The organism is Halorubrum sp. SD683, from assembly GCF_002135045.1.
GTDB classification, from domain to species: Archaea; Halobacteriota; Halobacteria; order Halobacteriales; family Haloferacaceae; genus Halorubrum; species Halorubrum ezzemoulense.
Genome location: NZ_NEWJ01000057.1, coordinates 1 through 16913, shown reverse-complemented (window position 1 = coordinate 16913; position 16913 = coordinate 1). Strand labels below are relative to the sequence as shown.

Sequence of the window (16913 nt, the reverse complement as noted above, 5' to 3'; positions counted from 1 at the left end):
GCTCTCGCGATCCCCTCCGGGTCGTCGTGCTGGAAAATCGACCGCCCCATCGACACCCCGGCGGCGGCGCCGTCCATCGCGCCGCGTACCATCTCGACCGTCTCCCGGTCGGTGCCCTTCGAGCCGCCGGCGATGACGACGGGGAGCCGCGTCGACTCCGTCACGCGGGCGAACGAGTCGCCGTCGCCCGAATACCCGGTCTTCACCACGTCGGCGCCGAGCTCCTCGGCGAGCCTGACGGCGTGTCCGAGGGCCTCCGGGTCGGACTCGTCGACGCCCGGGCCCCGGGCGTACGCCATCGCGAGGACGGGGAGCCCCAGCCGCTCCGCGTCGGCGGTCAGCTCCGCGAGGTCCTCGATCTGGTTCGGCTCGTACTCCGAGCCGACGTTGATGTGGAAGGAGACGGCGTCGGCGCCGGCCCGGATCGCGTCCGCCGCCGTGCCGGTGACGCGCTTGTCGCTCTCGTCGGGGCCGATCGTCGTCGAGCCGTTGAGGTGGACGATGTACCCCGCGTCGTTCTTGTTCGGGTGGACGCGCTCCGCGATCCCGCGCTGGGTGAGCACTGCGTCCGCCCCGCCGCTGGTGACGCCGTCGATCGTCGACTCGATGTCGACGAGCCCCTCGACGGCGCCCATCGTGATCCCGTGGTCCATCGGGACGATCAGGTAGCGGTCGTTCGTGGAGATGCGGTCGAGTCGTGCCGAGAGTCCTGCTGTCATAGTGGGGTGGGTCGTTGTGTGAGAGTGTGGCAATCGTAGGTAAGTGGGTTTCGTTCGGGGACGTATTGGCTCCGAGGCGCCGGGATCAGACCGACTCTGTCGCCTCGGCCCGCGAGCGGCGGCCGCGCTCTGCGCCCTCGGTCAGTTCGCGGGAGAGCGCCTCCAGCCGGTCGGCGACCGCCGCGGTCGGGAGGTCCTCCGCGACGCCCTCGGCGACGATGTCGACCAGCGCGGAGCCGACGATGATCCCGTCGGCGCCGCCAGCGACGATCCGCTCGGCGTGCTCGCCGGACGAGATGCCGAACCCGACCGCCTTCGGCACGTCGTACTCGCGGAGCCGGTCAAGGCTCGCCGTGGTCTGGTCTGAGACGTCGTCCCGGGCGCCGGTCGTCCCGAGCCGGGCCTGGACGTACACGTAGCCCGAGACGCGCTCCATGAGCCGGTCGAGGCGGTCCGCGCGCGTCGTCGGCGCGACGATGAAGACGAGGTCGAGCCCGAACTCGTCGCAGGCCTCGCGCAGCGGGTCCGCCTCCTCGGCCGGCAGGTCGGGGACGACGAGGCCCTGAATCCCGGCCGCGGCGGCGCGCTCGACGAAGGGCCGCGGTCCCTCGCCCTCACCGTACTGGTAAATGAGATTGTAGTACGTCATACAGACTAACGCGGCGTCCACGTCGAGGTCCTCCGCGAACGCGAAGAACCGCTCCGGCGTCATCCCCGCGTCGAGCGAGCGGACGAGCGCCTCCTGTATCGTCGACCCCTCCGCGATCGGCTCGGAGAAGGGGAGGCCGAGCTCGATCACGTCCGCGCCGCCGCGGTCGAGCGCCTCGACGTACGCCTTCGACGACTCGTAGTCCGGATCGCCGACGACGAGGTACGGGACGTAGGCCGGGCCGTCCGCGAACGCCGCGGCGATCGCCGAGGAGTTGGCGGGCTCCCCCATTCAGATTCCCTCCGTGAACATCGACATGTCCGGCGCGTTCGGCACGTCCCGCTGGTCGGTCTCCTCGATGGCGGCGTCGAGGTCCTTGTCGCCGCGCCCCGAGACGTTCACGATCACGCGCTCGCCGAGGTCCTCGTGGTGCTCCTCGAGGTAGCCGAACGCGTGCGCCGTCTCCAGCGCCGGGATGATCCCCTCCGTGTTCGAGAGCCGGTGGAACCCCTCCAAGGCGGCGTCGTCGTCGACCGCGACCGGGTCGACGCGGCCCTCGTCGACGAGGTACGCGAGCTCCGGACCGACGCCGGCGTAGTCGAGCCCGGAGGAGACGGAGTGGCTCTCCATGATCTGCCCGTCCGAGTCCTGGAGCAGCTTCGTCCGCGCCCCGTGGAGGACGCCCTCGTCGCCCGCGTACAGCGACGCGGAGTTCGGCGCGACGCCCTCCTCCTCGTCGACTTCGAGGGTGGAGCCGCCCGCCTCGACCGCGTGGAGGGCGACGGACTCGTCGTCGACGAAGTCGGCGAACGTGCCCATCGTGTTCGACCCGCCGCCCGCGCAGGCGACCACGTCGGTCGGGAGCCCGCCCGTCTTTTCGATCGCTTGCTCGCGCGCCTCCTCGGAGATGACCGCCTGGAAGTCGCGGACCATGACCGGGAACGGGTGCGGGCCGACGATCGACCCGATCACGTAGTGGGTGTCCTCGACGGTCTCCGCCCAGTCGCGCATCGTCTCGGAGATGGCCTCTTTGAGGGTGCCGCGCCCGGTGGTGACGGGCTTGACCTCCGACCCGTTGAGCTTCATCCGGAACACGTTGGGGCGCTGGCGGTTGATGTCGCGCTCGCCCATGTAGATCGTACAGGGCATGTCCAGGTGCGCGGCCGCCATGGCCGTCGCGGTGCCGTGCTGGCCGGCGCCCGTCTCCGCGATGATGCGCTCTTTGCCCATGTACTTCGCCAAGAGGACCTGCCCGAGCGCGTTGTTCAGCTTGTGGGCGCCGCCGTGGAGGAGGTCCTCGCGCTTGAGGAACACCTCCGTGTCGTAGCGCTCCGAGAGCCGGTCGGCGCGCTGGAGCGGCGTCGGCCGCCCGCCGAACGCCGCGAGCCGCTCGCGGAACTCGTCCATGAACCCCTCCTCGTTGTTCAGGACGTAGCGCTCGTACGCGTCGGCCAGCTCCTCGATGGCGGGCATCAGCGCCTCCGGGACGTACTGGCCGCCGTACCGGCCGAACTTCCCGTCGTCGCGCCCGCGCTCGCGGCCCGGTCGCCGCGAGGGCACCGCGCCGTCCGTTGCTTCCGTCGTCCGCGTGTCGGTCTCGCTCATGTGGGTGTCTCCGTTGTCTCCGTCGCGTCGTCGTCCGCGGCCGCCGCGTCATCGCCGTCCGCGGTCGCCTCGTCGCCGCCGGCCTCCGTCCGCACCAGTTCGCGGGTGTTCGCCGCCACGTCGCCCTCCATGATCGCGCTCCCGACGAGCAGCGCGTCGGCGCCCGCGGCCCGCATCCGGCGGACGTCGGCGGGCGATCCGATGCCGCTCTCGGCGATCAGCGTGACCTCGTCCGGGACGTGGGGCGCCACGGACTCGAAGGTTCCGAGGTCGACGACTAGCTCCGCGAGGTCGCGGTTGTTCACGCCGATCGTCGTCGCGCCCGCGTCGAGCGCGCGCTCCAGCTCTTCCCGGTCGTGGACCTCGACGAGGACCTGGAATCCCCGGTCTCGGGCGGCCTCGAGCAGTGTCGGGAGGTCGTCGCCGACGAAGCGGGCGATGAGCAGGACCACGTCGCTCTCGACGGCGTCGAGCTGCGCCTCCTCGACGACGAAGTCCTTCCGGAGGACCGGTACGTCTACCGCGTCGCGCACGCGTTCGAGGGTGTCGACGCTCCCGCCGAAGTGCCCCGGCTCGGTGAGCACGCTCAGCGCGGCCGCCCCGCCGGCGACCATCCCCTCCGCGAGCGCGACGGGGTCGTCCTCGCGGCTCCCCTCGGTCGTCGGGCTCGTGGGCTTCACCTCGGCGATAAGCGGGACGCGGTCCTCGGCGTCGGCCCGTTCGAACGCGGCCGAGAGGTCGCGCGGCGAGACCGAGATGTCCCCGTCGGCTCCCCGGGCCGCGCTCGCCCGCTCCCGGGCGCCGGACAGGATCGACCTGACCGCCGGCGCCAGCTCGTCTGGATCGTCCATTACTATACACTAATGTACGTATCTGTTCATAAGGCTTGCGGGGGCGGCCGGGACGCCGTAGCTTCTCACAGAGAAGCCGAACACGTTCCCGTGCCGATGACTTAAGTGATTCACCCTTCCAACGAAGGGTATGAGCCTGTCCGGTACGTCCGGCGTCTTCGCCCGGCAGTTCGACGAGATCGGTCGGACCGTCCAGATCGGGTTCGCCGGCGGTCGCGTCATCTCGGTGTCGTTCCCCGCCGAGCACCCCGGCGACGCCGACGGCGACCACGACCTGTTAGACAGGATCGACGCGTACCTCGGCGGCGAGCGCGACGAGTTCGCCGAGGTCGCGCTCGGCCTCACGGTTCCGACGGACCGGCGCGAGGCGCTGGAGGCGCTCCGGAGCGTCCCGTACGGCGAGGAGGTCTCCGTGAGCCGACTCGCGCGGCTCGGCGGGTTCGACCCCGACGACCCGGACGACCTGAAGGTCGTGACGGGAGCGCTCGCCGACAACCCGATCCCGGTCCTGCTGCCGGACCACCGGGTGAGCGGCGGGCCGTACGCGACGCCGAGCGACGTGCGGAGCGAGCTCCGGCGCGTCGAGGGAATCTCTCGGTAACGGCACCCCGGCGTCAGCGCGCGAGACCGGCGTATCGCGTATAAGAAGTCTTTGTTATCGTTCATTATAGATACACGACCGAGTCAGCTCTAATACCGCCGCGCCCGGGCCGTTACAACTGTCGTTGGTGATTCGATATGAACGGTGAGAAGCGAACGGGAGCGGAGACGGACGGACCGATGACTGCGATGTCGCGTCGGGGGGCGCTCGGCTTCCTCGGAGTTGCCGGGTTCGCCGGGTTGTCGAGCACGACCGCGAGCGCGAAGCAGAGGAAGGGTAACGGAAACGGCGGGAACGGAAACGGCGGGGGCGGCAACGGTGCCAGCGCGGAGATCAACGTCTTACCGAACCCGAACTTCATCACGAACGCAGCCGGGGAGGTCCCGCCGTTCGACCCGGACGTTGAACTGTTCGATCCGGCGCCGGTCTCGATCCCGCTCGACGAGATCATCGAGGGGAGCGAGGAGTACGACTCGACGCTCGGTCGCTCGCTGAACGACGGGAAGCATCAGGTCGTCCGACCGCCGGCGGGGTACGACCGCGAGGAAGGGTACGACGGCTCGTGGGCCCCGGTGACGTGGGGCGAATACGGCGCGGTCGGCGGAACGGCGACCGTCGGCGGCGTGAAGCCGGACAACGGGAACGGCGGGAACGGCAATGGGAACGGCGGCGCGACCGGAACGCGCGTCAACATCAACGTCGAGAACGCGCTGCCGAACGGTCAGTACACGATCTGGGTCGTCAAGTTCGCCGCGCTCGCGGACGACAGCGACCTCGGCCCGAGCGACCCGTTCGTGACGCCCGCCGGGAACGGGCTGGTCGGCTTCCACAACCTCGGCCAGAAGTTCGGCGACGACGGCGACTCGGAGAACGACTTCACGGTCGACGAGAACGGCGACGGCGGGATTCGCGTCTTCAACGAGGGCGGCGACCTGACCGGGATCCCCGGGTTCAACGAGCCGGGATACCCGTTCGTCGGCGAGGCCGACGACTACGAGCAGAGCACGGACCGACTCAGCGAGATCGCGAACGACCTGCGAGAGGAGGACGAGATCCACTTCGTCGGCGCGTTCCACTACGACGACCAGGTGTGGGGCGTCTACCCCGGCCCCTGGCACGTGAACCAGTTCAGCGCGGTCTTCCAGTTCTGACCGCGACGGCAGCCCGGCCGACCGGCCGGCTCAGATCTCGAAGTCGGGCGTGTCGAACGCGCCCTCGTCGGCGTCGACGTCGTAGCGCTCGATCCCGGTGAGCGCGACGTCGAGCGTCGCCTCGGCGTCCCACCGCCCCGTGTTGATCGCGAGGTCGTAGATCGAGCGGTCGGACAGGTCGATCCCGTAGTAGGACTTGTACCGCTGCTCCTCGATTACCTCCCGGACCTGCATCTCCGAGGTCATCTCCTCACGGTCGGCCGTGCGGTCCGCGCGGACCTCGTCGGGCGCGTCGAGCCAGATCCGGATGTCGGCGCGGTTGCCGGCGAGCCAGCCCGCCAGCCGCGACTCCAGCACGAACGCCTTGTTCGCGGTTCCCCACTTCTCGGCGATGCGACGGAGCCGCTGGTCGAGCGCCCGGTCGATCTCCTCGGACTCGCCGGTCTCGGCGATGAGCTGCGAGAGGCTCATGTCCCGCTCGGCCGCGATTTCGCGGAACAGCTCGCCTCCGGAGACGTAGCCGCAGTCGAGCGCGTCGGCGATCCCCTCGACGAGCGTCGTCGCCCCGCAGCCCGGCGGGCCGGAGACAGTGACGAACAGGTTCCGGTCGATCCGTCTGTCGGGCTCCGGCGAGGTGCCGCTCATGCGTGTTGCGCCACGGAAGGCCGTCGGATAAACGGGTCGGTTGCGGGAACGCCCGCCGGACCGGCCGGGCGGGCCGTCTCGCCGCCGGGCGGGCGACGCGGTTCGACGCAACCGATTTCCCGTCCGGAGCCCTCGTGATCGCCGTGAGCGAAACCACGGACCGCGGCGACGAGGCCGCCGCGCGGGCGCTCCTCCGCGACGCGGTCGAGCGCGGCGCGATCGCCGACCCCGACTTCGACCCGGAGTCGGTCCCGATCGCGGACGCCGACGTGCTCGCCCGGCTCTCGCCGCCGGTCCGCCGCTGGTGGGTCGAACGCTTCGGCGGGTACGTCGGCGAGAACGGCGGCTTCTTCACGCCGCCGCAGCGCGAGGCGATCCCCCACGTCGACGACGGCCGGAACTGCCTCGTCGCCGCCCCGACCGGCAGCGGGAAGACGCTCGCCTCCTTCCTCGCGGTCCTCGACGACCTCTTCGCCCGCGACCGCGACGGCGAACTCGAGAACTCCGTCTACTGCCTCTACGTCTCGCCGCTGAAGTCGCTCGCGAACGACATCGAGCGCAACCTCGAAACCCCGCTGGCGGGGATCGGCGAGGCGGTCGCCGCCGCGGAGGCGGAGAGCGCGACCCGCGACGGCGACGACGGGGCGGCCTCGGACGGCGCCTACGACCCCGGCGTCAGGCAGGCGATCCGCCACGGCGACACCTCGAAGGCGGACCGACAGGCGATGCTCTCGGAGACGCCGCACGTCCTCAACACCACGCCGGAGACGCTGGCGATCCTGCTCAACTCGCCGAAATTCAAGGAGAAGCTCCGGACCGTCGAGTACGTGATCGTCGACGAGATCCACTCGCTGGCGGCGAACAAGCGCGGTACCCACCTCGCGGTGTCGCTGGAGCGACTGACGGAACTGGCGCGCAACGAGGGTCCGGACGCAGGGGAACCGGCCGGCGGCCCGGCGCCGCACGCGCCCGGCGACATCACCCGGATCGGCTGCTCGGCGACGGTCGAGCCGCTCGACGGGATCGCCTCGTTCCTCGCGGGGCGCGAGCGCGCCGCGGGCGCCGTCGGCGAGTTCGAGGGGTTCGAGACGCGCCCCTGCGAGGTGGTCGACGCGCGGTTCGCCCGCGAGTTCGACCTCGAACTCCGGACGCCGGCGGCCGACCTCATCCACACGCCGCGGTCGGCGGTGACCGACCGCTTCTACGAATCGCTTCACGACCTCGTCGAGGCCCACAAGAACACGCTCGTGTTCACGAACTCACGGTCTGGCGCCGAGCGAACCCTTCAGGAGCTCCGCCAGCGGTTCGACTACGACGAGTCGGACTCGGGCGTCCACCACGGGAGCCTCGGCGAGACGCAGCGAACGCGGGTCGAGGAGGGGCTGAAGTCGGGCGATCTCGACGTGGTCACCACCTCGACGAGCCTCGAGCTCGGCATCGACATGCCACACCTCGACCTCGTGGTTCAGGTCGGCTCGCCGAAGTCGGTCGCGGCGCTGCTCCAGCGCGTCGGCCGGGCGGGCCACAGCCCGGGCGAGACCGTCGAGGGACGGGTGTTCGCCCTCGACCGGGACGAGTTGATCGAGTGCGCGACGCTGCTCGCGCGCGCCGAGGAGGGGTTCGTGGACCGGGTGTTCCCGCCCGAGGGCGCCTACGACGTTGCCGCCCAGCACGTGTACGGGATGGCCATCAACCGGATCCGCCCCGACCGCGAGGTCCGGGAGGTGCTGCGCCGCGCGCACCCGTACCGCGGCTTCGGCGACGAGGCGTACGAGCGGCTGTTCCGGTACCTCACCGGCGACTACGACGGACTGGAGGAGAAGAACGTCTACCCGAAGGTGTGGCGCGACGGCAACGACCCGCCGGACGGCGAGCACCACTACCCCGAGTACCCGGTCGGCGAGACGCTCGTCGGGAAGCGCGGGCGGCTGGCGCGGGTCATCTACATGACGAACGTAGGGACGATCCCCGACTCGTTCACCTGCGACGTGTTCACGCGCGACGACGAGTGGGTCGGCACGCTCGACGAGTCGTATCTCGACACGCTGGAGTCCGGCGACGTGTTCGCGCTTGGCGGCGAGCGGTTCGCGTTCCGCTACCGCCGCGGCTCGAAGGTGTACGCCGACCGGACGAGCGAGCGCCCGACCGTCCCCTCGTGGTTCGCCGAGCGACTTCCCCTCTCGGCGGACCTCGCCCGCGAGGTGTTGGCGTTCCAGGCCGAACTCCTCGACCGGCTGGCCGGCGATGATCCGAGCGCCGGCCCCGCCGCGGTCCGAGCGTGGCTCCGCGAGTTCCCCCTCGACGGGAACGCCGTCCGCGCGCTCGCCCGGATGTACGACGAGCAGGTCCGGTACGCCGGCGCCGAGGCCGTCTCGACGCCCGACCGCCTCGTCGTCGAGGAGGAGCTCGACCGGAGCGAGTACAAGCGCCGCTTCTACGTCCACTCGACGTACGGGCGCCGGTTCAACGACGGCCTCTCGCGGCTCGTCGCGGCGGCGGTGGCGAACCGGACCGACGCCAACGTCGCGGTCGCGGTCGCGGATCGCGGGTTCAGCCTCGCGCTCCCGCTCAACCGCAAGGTCGACGTGGCGGGTATCCTCGCCGACCTCGACCCGGAGACGGTCCGGGAGGACCTCCGCGAGGCTGTTCAGGAGACCGACCTGCTCCAGCGCTACTTCCGGATCAACGCCGGGCGCGCGCTGCTCATCCTGAAGCGGTACAAGGGGTACGAGAAGTCGGCGGCCGAACAGCAGGTCTCCGCCGAAATGTTGCTGTCGTTCGCGGCCGATCTGGAGGAGTTCGCCGTGTTGGAGGAGACGTACCGCGAACTGCTGGAGGACCGCCTCGACGTGGGCGGGATCCGCGAGGCCGTCGGCCGGATCGCGGGCGGCAACCTCGCGGTCGAACACCGCGTCGTCGACTCGCCGAGCCCGCTCGCGTTCGGGCTGGCGACGCTCGTCGACTCCGACACGGTCATCGCTGACGACGAGTCCGCGGTCCTGCGGGAGTTCCACGCCCGCGTCATGGAGGAAATCGGCGACGGGCCGCGGAGCGCCGACCGCGGCGCCGAACCGCCCGGGGACCGGGAGGGCGACTGAGATGGCGGAGCCCGCGCCGTCGACGGCGTCGCCGCGCTCCCGGCTCCGGCTCCGGTTCGCCGGCGCGGTGACGCTCGGCGCGCTCGGGCTCGCCGCGCTGTGGCGCACGTTCGGGACCGCGTGGGTCCTCGCCGCGGCCGGACCGGGCGCGTACCTGGCGGCGTACGCGTGGACCCACCTCGGTGCGAACCACCGACCCGGCGTCGACGGGCCGCACCCGCGGCTCGGCCCGGCGAACGCGATCACGCTGTTCCGCGGCTGGCTCGCGTCGGTCCTCGCCGGCGCGCTGGCGGCCGCCCCGCCGCACCCGTGGATCCCCGCCGCGCTGTTCGCGGGCGCGGTCGGCCTCGACGCGGTCGACGGGGCGGTCGCCCGCCGGACACGGGAGACGATCCTCGGCGCTCGCCTCGACGGCGCGACCGACGCGCTGGCCGTCCTCGTCGGGGCCGCGGTCGCCGTCGCGCTCGGGGCGCTCCCGGCGTGGTACCTCCTCGCCGGCGGCGTCTGGTACGCCTACGCAGGGTCATTGTGGTGGCGGCGGCGGACCGGCGCGCCGGTGTACGAGCTCCCGCCGAGCCGGGTCCGCCCGTTCGTCGGCACCGCGCAGTTCGCCGCCGTCGCGGTCGCGCTCGTGCCGGGCGTCGGGGGCGCTCGGGTGACCTCCCCGCTCGCCGCGTTCGCGGGCGTCGCGCTCGCGGCGCTACTGGCAAGTTTCGCCCGCGATTGGGCGGCCGCGACGGGACGGCTCGGCCGCGACGACCCGCCGACCGCGAACCGCGAGTGACCGAAACGCTCCCGCCGTCTGCGCGCGGAGAGCCTCAGGACTCTCGGGACAACAGGACCGCGAGGACGGCGATCAGCGCGACCTGCGCGACCTTGTCGACGGCGCCGTAGACGCCGACGTCGGCCGGGAACGAGTACGTCCCGAAGACGAAGTTGATGACGTACCACAGGACGATCTGTCCGGCGGTGAACGGGATTCCGAGCGCGTACACCAGCCGGCGGCGGTACCCCGAGACGATCGCCGTCACGCCCGCGCCGAAGCCCAGGGTCGCGAAGAAGAACGAGATCCCCAACGCCCCCCCGACCAGGAAGCCGAGCGCGACGTGGACGATCCCGGACACGGTCGCGGCGAGGATTCCGATCCAGTGGAGGGGGGTCAACGATTCGACGTCGACGCCGGTGTCGGTGCGTGTCATGAATGTGCGACCCACGGACTCGGTCGGCTTATGTCTACTCCCGCCCCCGAATCGACGGCCGACGAGGGGGCGCCGACCGTCGCCGCCGTGGGTTTATGACGGATCGGTCCGTGTGATCGCCAATGCCACATCGTCTCAGTCGTCGACCGCGGACGGGTGAGTCCGCGTGAGCGACGGCGACGCCGGACGGGCCGTAGAGTTCGTCGGTCCGGAGCGCGTCGAGGTCGTCCCGACGGAGGCGCCCGTCCCCGGTCCTGACGAAGTGGTCGTCGACGCCGCCGTCTCCGCGGTGAGCGCCGGATCGGAGCTGCTCGCGTACCGCGGCGAACTCGACCCGGAGACGGTCGCGGACGAGGAGCTGCCCGCGCTCGACGGCGACCTCTCGTACCCGCTCCGTTACGGCTACGCGGTCGTCGGGAGCGTGACCGCGGTCGGCGACGCGGTCGACCCCGCGTGGCGCGGTCGCACCGTCTTCGCGTTCAACCCCCACGAGACCCGGTTCGCCGTCGCCCCGGACGCCCTGCGTCCGGTCCCCGACGGGATCGACCCGGAGACGGCGACGCTGTTCGCGAACGCCGAGACCGCGGTCACGCTGACGCTCGACGCCGCTCCCCGGATCGGCGAGCGCGTCGCGGTGTTCGGCGAGGGCGTCGTGGGGCTGCTCACGACCGCGCTGCTCGCGCGGAGCGGCGTCGAGACCGTCGTCGCGGTCGAGCCGAAGGACCGCCGCCGGTCGCTCGCGGCCGAGTTCGGCGCCGACGCCGTCGTCGACCCGAGCCGGTACGACGGGCGGGCCGGCGTCGTCGACGCCGTGCGCGAGTATACGGGCGGCGTCGACCTCGCGGTCGAGGTGTCGGGTCGCCCCGAGACGCTCGAAACGGCCGTCGAGACGACGCGGTTCGACGGCCGGGTCCTCGTCGGATCGTGGTACGGGACAAAGCGCGCCGACCTCGGCTTCGGCGACCACTTCCACCGCGGGCGCGTCACCGTCCGGAGCAGTCAGGTCTCCACCATCGCGCCGGAGCTCCGCGGGCGCTGGGACCGGGACCGCCGACGTGAGACCGCCTGGCGCGAACTCCGGCGGCTCGACGACGACCTCAACGTCGCCGACCGGCTCGTCACGGACCGCGTCCCGGTCGGCCGGGCGGCGAGCGCGTACCGCCGGCTCGCCGACGAGACCGAGCCGACCCTCCAACTCCTCTTCACTTACCCATGTACGAACTGACCGTCACCGAGTCGTTCGTCGCACAGCACTACCTCACCGTCCCCAACCCGCCAGCCGACGAGGCGGCGCTTCACTCTCACGTGTTCACCGCGGAGGCGACGTTCCGCGGCCCGGAACTGGGCGAGTACGGCTACCTGCTCGATATCGACCTCGCGCTCGACGCCCTGAGCGACGCCGCGGAGCGCTACCGCGACGAGACGCTCAACGACCACCTAGAGGGCAACCCGAGCGCCGAGCGTCTGGCCCGGGCGCTGTTCGACGCGCTCGCGACCGTCGACGCCCCGGCCGCGACGGAGCTGACGGTGACCGTCCGCGAGGACGACGTGGCGAGCGTCTCGTTCACCGGCGACCTGCGGTGACCGTCCGATGCGCGTCACGCTCGTCCTCGCCGGCGACATCGAGTCCGAGTCCGGCGGGTTCTACTACGACCGGCGGCTCCGCGACCGGCTCCGCGAGCGCGGGCACGCGGTCGAGGTCGTCTCGCTCCCGCGGGGCTCGTACCGGGAGCGACTCGCGCCGAACCTCCGCGCCCGCCGGCTCGCCGACCGGCTCTCGGAGTTCGACGTCGTCGTTGAGGACGGGCTGGCGCACCCCTCCGTGCTGTGCGCCAACCGACGGCTCGACGCGCCGTCGGTCGCGCTCGTCCACATGATCGCGTGGCGTGCGCGGGCGGCTGAAGGGGTGCGATCGAGCGGGACGGGAGCCGGTGAGCGGGTCCGCGCCGAACTCGGTCGGCGCGGGGTCGCGGCGATTGAGCGCCGATTCCTCCGCGGGGTCGACGCCGCGGTGTACAACGCCGAGACGACCCGCCGGGACGCGGCCGGGCTCGGCGGGCCGGCGCGCAGCGTGGTCGCGCCGCCGGCCGGCGACCGCTTCGAACCGGTGGTCTCCGCCTCGGAGATCCGCGAGCGAGCGCGATCCGGCCCGCTGGAGGTGACGTTCCTCGGCAACGTCGTCCAGCGGAAGGGGCTCGATACGCTCGTCGAGGGAGTCGCCCGGCTCGACCGCGCCGCGGTCGACTGGCGGCTGACCGTCGTCGGCGATCGGACGATCGCGCCCGAGCACGTCGAGCGCGTGGAGGGCATGACCGCCGAGGCCGGGATCGGCGACCGGGTCCGGTTCGCCGGCCGACTCGACGACGCGACCGTCGCGGCGCGGCTGCGCGAGAGCCACGTCCTCGCGGTGCCCTCGCAGTACGAGCCGTTCGGTATGGTGTACCTGGAAGCGATGGGGTTCGGCTGCGTTCCGCTGGCGACGACCGCGGGCGGGGCGAGCGAGTTCGTCCGCGACGGCGACTCCGGGGTCCTCGTTCCGCCTGGCGACCCCCGCGCCGTGTCCCGGGCGCTCCGGGACCTCGACGACCGCGACCGGCTGGCGGAGATGGGGATCGCCGCGCGCCGCGACTACGAGGCGCGCCCGGGGTGGCCCGAGACGCTCGACCGCGTCGTCGACTTCCTGGCGGCGACCGGTAGCGAGAGGCCGCCGGGTGACGCCGCGTGACCGACCACGCGACGTACCTCGACGCGAAGCGGGCGCTCGACGACCGCTCTCTGAACCGCGAGGTCCTCGATCGGTTCGCCGCCGAACTCCCGCCGGAGCCGGAGATACTCGAAGTCGGCGCCGGGACGGCGACGATGGTCGAGCGCCTCGTCGACTGGGGCGTGATCGAGGGGGGCCGGTGGGTGGCGGTCGACGCCCACGAGGCCGCGCTCGCCGCGGGCGAGGCCCGGGTCGGGGAGGCGGTGGGCGACGTGGCGGTCGAGTACCGCGTCGCCGACGCTTTCGACGCTGTGAGCAAGGCGGTGGCCGCGGGAGACCGGTTCGACGCCGTCGTCGGCTGCGCGTTCTTCGACGTGGTCGACGCGGCGCCCGCGGTCGCCGCCCTCGCGGACGCGGCCCCCGTCGCGTACGCGCCGATAACCTACGACGGCGAGACGCGCTTCGCGCCAGCGGACCCCGACGACGACGCCGTCCTCGACCGCTACTACCGACACATGCGGGAGTTCAGGGCCGGGGGCCCGGACGGCGCGGCGGCCTTGGCTCGGGAGGCGACCGTGATCGCGGAGGGGCCGTCTCCGTGGCGGATCGAGCCCCCCTACGAGTCCGGCGAGCGGACGGTCCTCGCGCACCTGCTCGATACGGTCGAAGAGGCGGTCGGAGAGACCGGATACGACGCGAGCGACTGGGCGGAGCGGCGGCGAGCGGCGCTCGGCGACGGGCGGCTCCGCTACGAGGCCGCGAACCGGGACCTGCTGGTCCGCCTCGACTGACGCCCTCGATCGACGGAGGAGTCCGGCCCGGTCTATCCTTGTCAGGGGACGAACTATGGGCCGATCGGCGCGGTCGGAATCGGCTCCGGGAGCCCCTCGAGCACGAGCGTCGTGTAGTGGAGGAACACGGCCAGCGCCGCGATCGACAGCAGCAGCAGGAAAAGCAGAATCATGCGCTCGTCGCTGCGGACGACCCCGGCGGTGTCCGCGAGAAACGTCGTCAGCGCGCGACACTCGGGCATTGGACTCAGTTGCGCACGCGCTTAGTTAAAACTGCTCTGCGGACCGTTCGGACGGCGCCGATCGGGCCGACCCGCCGGTCCGGCTCGGTCGCGGTCGCTCAGTCGTCAGACGGTGACGGCGGCGATCGGCCGAGCGGTTCGCCGTCGACCGGCTCGTCCGGGTTCGCGTTCACCGCGGCGTCGCTCAGCCCGAGTTGGGCGTCGACATCGACGTCTTCGCGGACGTGGACGGTGCCGCGGTGAACCGCGATGGCGTCCGCGAGGTGGAGCCGGACAGCGTCGAGCAGGACCTCGGCCTCGAGTGGCTGCCCGCGCCGCTTGATCTCGTCGACCTCGGCCCCCGGCGGCACGTCGAAGGCGCGCTGGGCGATCACCGGGCCCTGATCGAGGTCCGTCGTGACGTAGTGGGCGGTGACGCCAGCGATTCGGACGCCCGCGTCCTTCGCCTGTCGGTACGCCTCGGCACCGGGGAACGCCGGGAGCAGCGAGGGGTGGACGTTGATAATCCGGCCCTCGTACCGGAAGACGACCTCCGGCGAGAGGATGCGCATGTAGCGCGCCAGCGCGATGAGGTCCACGTCGTACTCGGCGAGCAGGTCGAGGAGCCGGCCCTCGTCGGTGTTGCCGTTGCCGTCGCCCACGTCGTAGAACGGCTTGTCGTAGCGCTCCGCGAGCGACCGCAGGTCGCCGCGGTTGCCGATGACCACCGGGATCTCAGCCTCGCCGTCGTCCGCGAGTTCGCCGCGCTCCTCCGCCTCTAACAGAGCCTCGGGGGCGTGCGTCTCCTTCGTGACGAGCAGCGCGACGCGGCGCGCGTCGCGGTCGCTCGGGAACCGGACTTGGATGTCGACGTCGAGCTCGCGGCCGAGCTCGGCGAGCGCGCGCCGGAGCTCGCCGCGCGAGGTCTCCATCTCGGCGGTGTCGACGCGAGTCGTCATCCGGAAGACGCCCTCGCGGACCGCCTGGTCGAGGTCCTCGATGTTGATTCCCCGCTCGAACAGCAGGGAGGTGACCCGCGCGATGAGTCCGGTCTTGTCTCCTCCGACGACCGTGATCTCGGTCAGTTCGCGGGTCATGCGACGATCACCTCCGCGGGTTCGAGCGGCTGCATACACCCGGTGGAGAAGGCGGAGGGGTTTGCCCCTTTCGTTCCGCGCCGTTTCTGCTTCCCGCACGAAAGACCGGTATGTATCCACAAATATGCGTATAAACGGCGTTCCAAAACGGTTTTTACACACGACTCCGCACCAACGACCATGACAGCATACACGGCGACGGTGACGGTCCGGCTGAAGCGGGGCGTCCTCGACCCGGAGGCCGAGACGACCCAGCAGGCGCTCGAACGGCTCGGGTTCGAGCTGTCGGACCTCCGCTCGGCCGACCGGTTCGAGGTCGACCTTGACGCCGCCGACGCCGACGAGGCCGCCGACCGCGCCGACGAGATGGCCGAGCGGCTGCTCGCGAACCCCACGATCCACGACTACGACGTGGCGGTCGCGGAGCGATGACGGTCGCCGTCGTCGAGACGACGCCGATCGTCACCGGCGCGACCCGCGCCGACCCGACGGTCGCGGCCGCCCAAGCGAGGTGGGCGGCGTGACGGTCGCCGTCGTCCAGTTCGGCGGCTCCAACTGTGACCGCGACGCGGTCCGCGCGCTGGACCACCTCGGCGTCGACGCCGAGCGCGTCTGGCACGCGGACGGCCTCCCCGACGACCCCGACGGGATCGTCCTCCCCGGCGGGTTCTCCTACGGCGACTACCTCCGCGCCGGCGCGATGGCGGCGCGCGATCCGATCATGGCGGAGGTCCGCGAGGCGGCCGACGAGGGCGTCCCCGTGATCGGGGTCTGTAACGGCGCGCAGATCGGCTCGGAGTCCGGGTTGACGCCCGGCGCGTTCACCACAAACGCCTCCGCGCGCTTCCAGTGTGAGCCGGTCCACCTGCGCGTCGAGCGCGCTGACACGCCGTGGACCGCCGCCTACGACGAGGGCGACGTGATCGAGGTCCCGATCGCCCACGGCGAGGGGCGCTTCGAGATAAGCGCGGACGCCCACGCCGACCTCGTCGGCGACGACCGCGTCCTCTTCCGGTACTGCGACGCCGACGGGAACGTCACCGACGCCGCGAACCCGAACGGCTCGACCGACAACGTCGCCGGGGTCCTCGGCGAGCGCGAGACGGTCGCGGTGCTGATGCCTCACCCCGAGCGCGCCACGCTCCCGGACCTCGGCCGCAGCACGGACGGCGCGGGGATCCTCGAAGCGTTCGCCTGACCGCGTCCCGACCCTACCGCGCCCGCTTCGCTTCCCGCGCCGGGTCCGGTTCGCCGACCGGCCCCGCCCCGGCTTCGGTCGTCCCGTCGCTCCCCAGTTCGCGCTCCAGCGCCCGCTCGAACTCCGCCTCCGTGAGTTCGCCCTCCGCGTACCGTCGCTGGAGGCGTTCGACCGCAGTTTCGTCCGCTCCGTCCGACTTCGATTTTCCGTCGGCGTCACGAGCCAACGCCCGGACGCCGACGACGCTCGCCCCGAGCAGCGCCGCGACCGCGAGGACGGCGACGAGCGAAACGAGCCCCGTCGCGCCGCCCATACCGCCCATGAGCAGTGTCGCCGCGGGGAGTTCGAACACTGACATGCGCGATGTTTACATGACTGTGTATA

At 71.7% G+C, this 16913-nt stretch carries 19 protein-coding genes; 10 read left to right on the top strand and 9 right to left on the bottom strand.

The features are described 5' to 3' along the window. The 4 genes from B9G49_RS12525 to trpC form a co-directional block, all read right to left on the bottom strand. Window positions 1-719, bottom strand: a 719-nt coding sequence (locus tag B9G49_RS12525; protein WP_086216588.1) for a 2-amino-3,7-dideoxy-D-threo-hept-6-ulosonate synthase, incomplete at its 3' end; no start/stop codon positions are given. An 85-nt stretch (window positions 720-804) separates the two neighbouring features. Beyond that, complete coding sequence (gene trpA / locus B9G49_RS12520; protein WP_086216587.1) at window positions 805-1659, bottom strand: tryptophan synthase subunit alpha; 855 nt, start codon at window positions 1657-1659, stop codon at window positions 805-807. Then, window positions 1660-2973 (bottom strand): tryptophan synthase subunit beta, encoded by a 1314-nt coding sequence (trpB, locus tag B9G49_RS12515; RefSeq protein WP_086216586.1) that lies wholly within the window; start codon window positions 2971-2973, stop codon window positions 1660-1662. Then, window positions 2970-3824, bottom strand: a complete 855-nt coding sequence (trpC, locus tag B9G49_RS12510) for an indole-3-glycerol phosphate synthase (RefSeq protein WP_086216585.1) — start codon at window positions 3822-3824, stop codon at window positions 2970-2972. The genes trpB and trpC overlap by 4 nt, the downstream gene beginning before the upstream one ends. A gap of 130 nt (window positions 3825-3954) precedes the next feature. On the opposite strand from trpC, the gene B9G49_RS12505 reads away from it, so the two are divergent. Together B9G49_RS12505 and B9G49_RS12500 are read left to right on the top strand one after the other, a co-directional pair. Further along, complete coding sequence (locus B9G49_RS12505; RefSeq protein WP_086216584.1) at window positions 3955-4425, top strand: MGMT family protein; 471 nt, start codon at window positions 3955-3957, stop codon at window positions 4423-4425. A 137-nt stretch (window positions 4426-4562) separates the two neighbouring features. Further along, window positions 4563-5576: a hypothetical protein gene (locus B9G49_RS12500; protein ID WP_086216583.1), complete on the top strand. Its 1014-nt coding sequence runs from the start codon at window positions 4563-4565 to the stop codon at window positions 5574-5576. Between the two features lie 30 nt (window positions 5577-5606). On the opposite strand, the gene cmk is transcribed toward B9G49_RS12500, so the two are convergent. After that, window positions 5607-6221: a (d)CMP kinase gene (gene cmk / locus B9G49_RS12495; protein WP_049929561.1), complete on the bottom strand. Its 615-nt coding sequence runs from the start codon at window positions 6219-6221 to the stop codon at window positions 5607-5609. Between the two features lie 134 nt (window positions 6222-6355). On the opposite strand from cmk, the gene B9G49_RS12490 reads away from it, so the two are divergent. Both B9G49_RS12490 and B9G49_RS12485 read left to right on the top strand, forming a co-directional pair. After that, on the top strand, window positions 6356-9319 hold the full coding sequence (locus B9G49_RS12490; protein ID WP_086216582.1) for an ATP-dependent helicase: 2964 nt from the start codon (window positions 6356-6358) through the stop codon (window positions 9317-9319). Between the two features lies 1 nt (window position 9320). After that, the gene (locus B9G49_RS12485; RefSeq protein ID WP_086216581.1) at window positions 9321-10103 is read left to right on the top strand and encodes a CDP-alcohol phosphatidyltransferase family protein; all 783 of its coding nucleotides are present in this window, start codon (window positions 9321-9323) and stop codon (window positions 10101-10103) included. A gap of 34 nt (window positions 10104-10137) precedes the next feature. Here the strand turns inward: B9G49_RS12485 and B9G49_RS12480 are convergent, their stop codons facing one another. Further along, window positions 10138-10518 (bottom strand): hypothetical protein, encoded by a 381-nt coding sequence (locus B9G49_RS12480; RefSeq protein ID WP_086216580.1) that lies wholly within the window; start codon window positions 10516-10518, stop codon window positions 10138-10140. A gap of 166 nt (window positions 10519-10684) precedes the next feature. On the opposite strand from B9G49_RS12480, the gene B9G49_RS12475 reads away from it, so the two are divergent. The 4 genes from B9G49_RS12475 to B9G49_RS12460 are packed head-to-tail and all read left to right on the top strand — an operon-like array spanning window position 10685 to window position 14013. Beyond that, on the top strand, window positions 10685-11743 hold the full coding sequence (locus tag B9G49_RS12475) for a zinc-binding alcohol dehydrogenase (protein ID WP_086216579.1): 1059 nt from the start codon (window positions 10685-10687) through the stop codon (window positions 11741-11743). Next, complete coding sequence (locus B9G49_RS12470; protein ID WP_049929556.1) at window positions 11731-12102, top strand: 6-carboxytetrahydropterin synthase; 372 nt, start codon at window positions 11731-11733, stop codon at window positions 12100-12102. Before B9G49_RS12475 ends, B9G49_RS12470 begins: the two co-directional genes overlap by 13 nt. Before the next feature lie 7 nt (window positions 12103-12109). Then, the gene (locus B9G49_RS12465; protein WP_086216578.1) at window positions 12110-13243 is read left to right on the top strand and encodes a glycosyltransferase family 4 protein; all 1134 of its coding nucleotides are present in this window, start codon (window positions 12110-12112) and stop codon (window positions 13241-13243) included. Continuing rightward, entirely contained in the window at window positions 13240-14013 is a 774-nt protein-coding gene (locus B9G49_RS12460; protein WP_086216577.1) for a class I SAM-dependent methyltransferase, read from the top strand. The genes B9G49_RS12465 and B9G49_RS12460 overlap by 4 nt, the downstream gene beginning before the upstream one ends. Before the next feature lie 53 nt (window positions 14014-14066). Here the strand turns inward: B9G49_RS12460 and B9G49_RS12455 are convergent, their stop codons facing one another. Together B9G49_RS12455 and B9G49_RS12450 are read right to left on the bottom strand one after the other, a co-directional pair. After that, window positions 14067-14255 (bottom strand): hypothetical protein, encoded by a 189-nt coding sequence (locus B9G49_RS12455; protein WP_086216576.1) that lies wholly within the window; start codon window positions 14253-14255, stop codon window positions 14067-14069. Window positions 14256-14353: 98 nt separating this feature from the next. Next, window positions 14354-15331, bottom strand: a complete 978-nt coding sequence (locus B9G49_RS12450) for a formyltransferase family protein (protein WP_049929552.1) — start codon at window positions 15329-15331, stop codon at window positions 14354-14356. 180 nt (window positions 15332-15511) lie between these two features. Here B9G49_RS12450 and purS point away from each other — a divergent pair, with 180 nt between their 5' ends. Continuing rightward, entirely contained in the window at window positions 15512-15763 is a 252-nt protein-coding gene (gene purS, locus B9G49_RS12445; protein ID WP_004595793.1) for a phosphoribosylformylglycinamidine synthase subunit PurS, read from the top strand. Window positions 15764-15851: 88 nt separating this feature from the next. After that, entirely contained in the window at window positions 15852-16529 is a 678-nt protein-coding gene (purQ, locus tag B9G49_RS12440) for a phosphoribosylformylglycinamidine synthase I (RefSeq protein ID WP_086216575.1), read from the top strand. Between the two features lie 13 nt (window positions 16530-16542). Here purQ and B9G49_RS12435 read toward each other — a convergent pair whose 3' ends face one another. Continuing rightward, a complete protein-coding gene (locus B9G49_RS12435; protein ID WP_086216574.1) occupies window positions 16543-16887 on the bottom strand; it encodes an SHOCT domain-containing protein in 345 nt (114 codons plus the stop codon). Window positions 16888-16913: the final 26 nt, after the last annotated feature.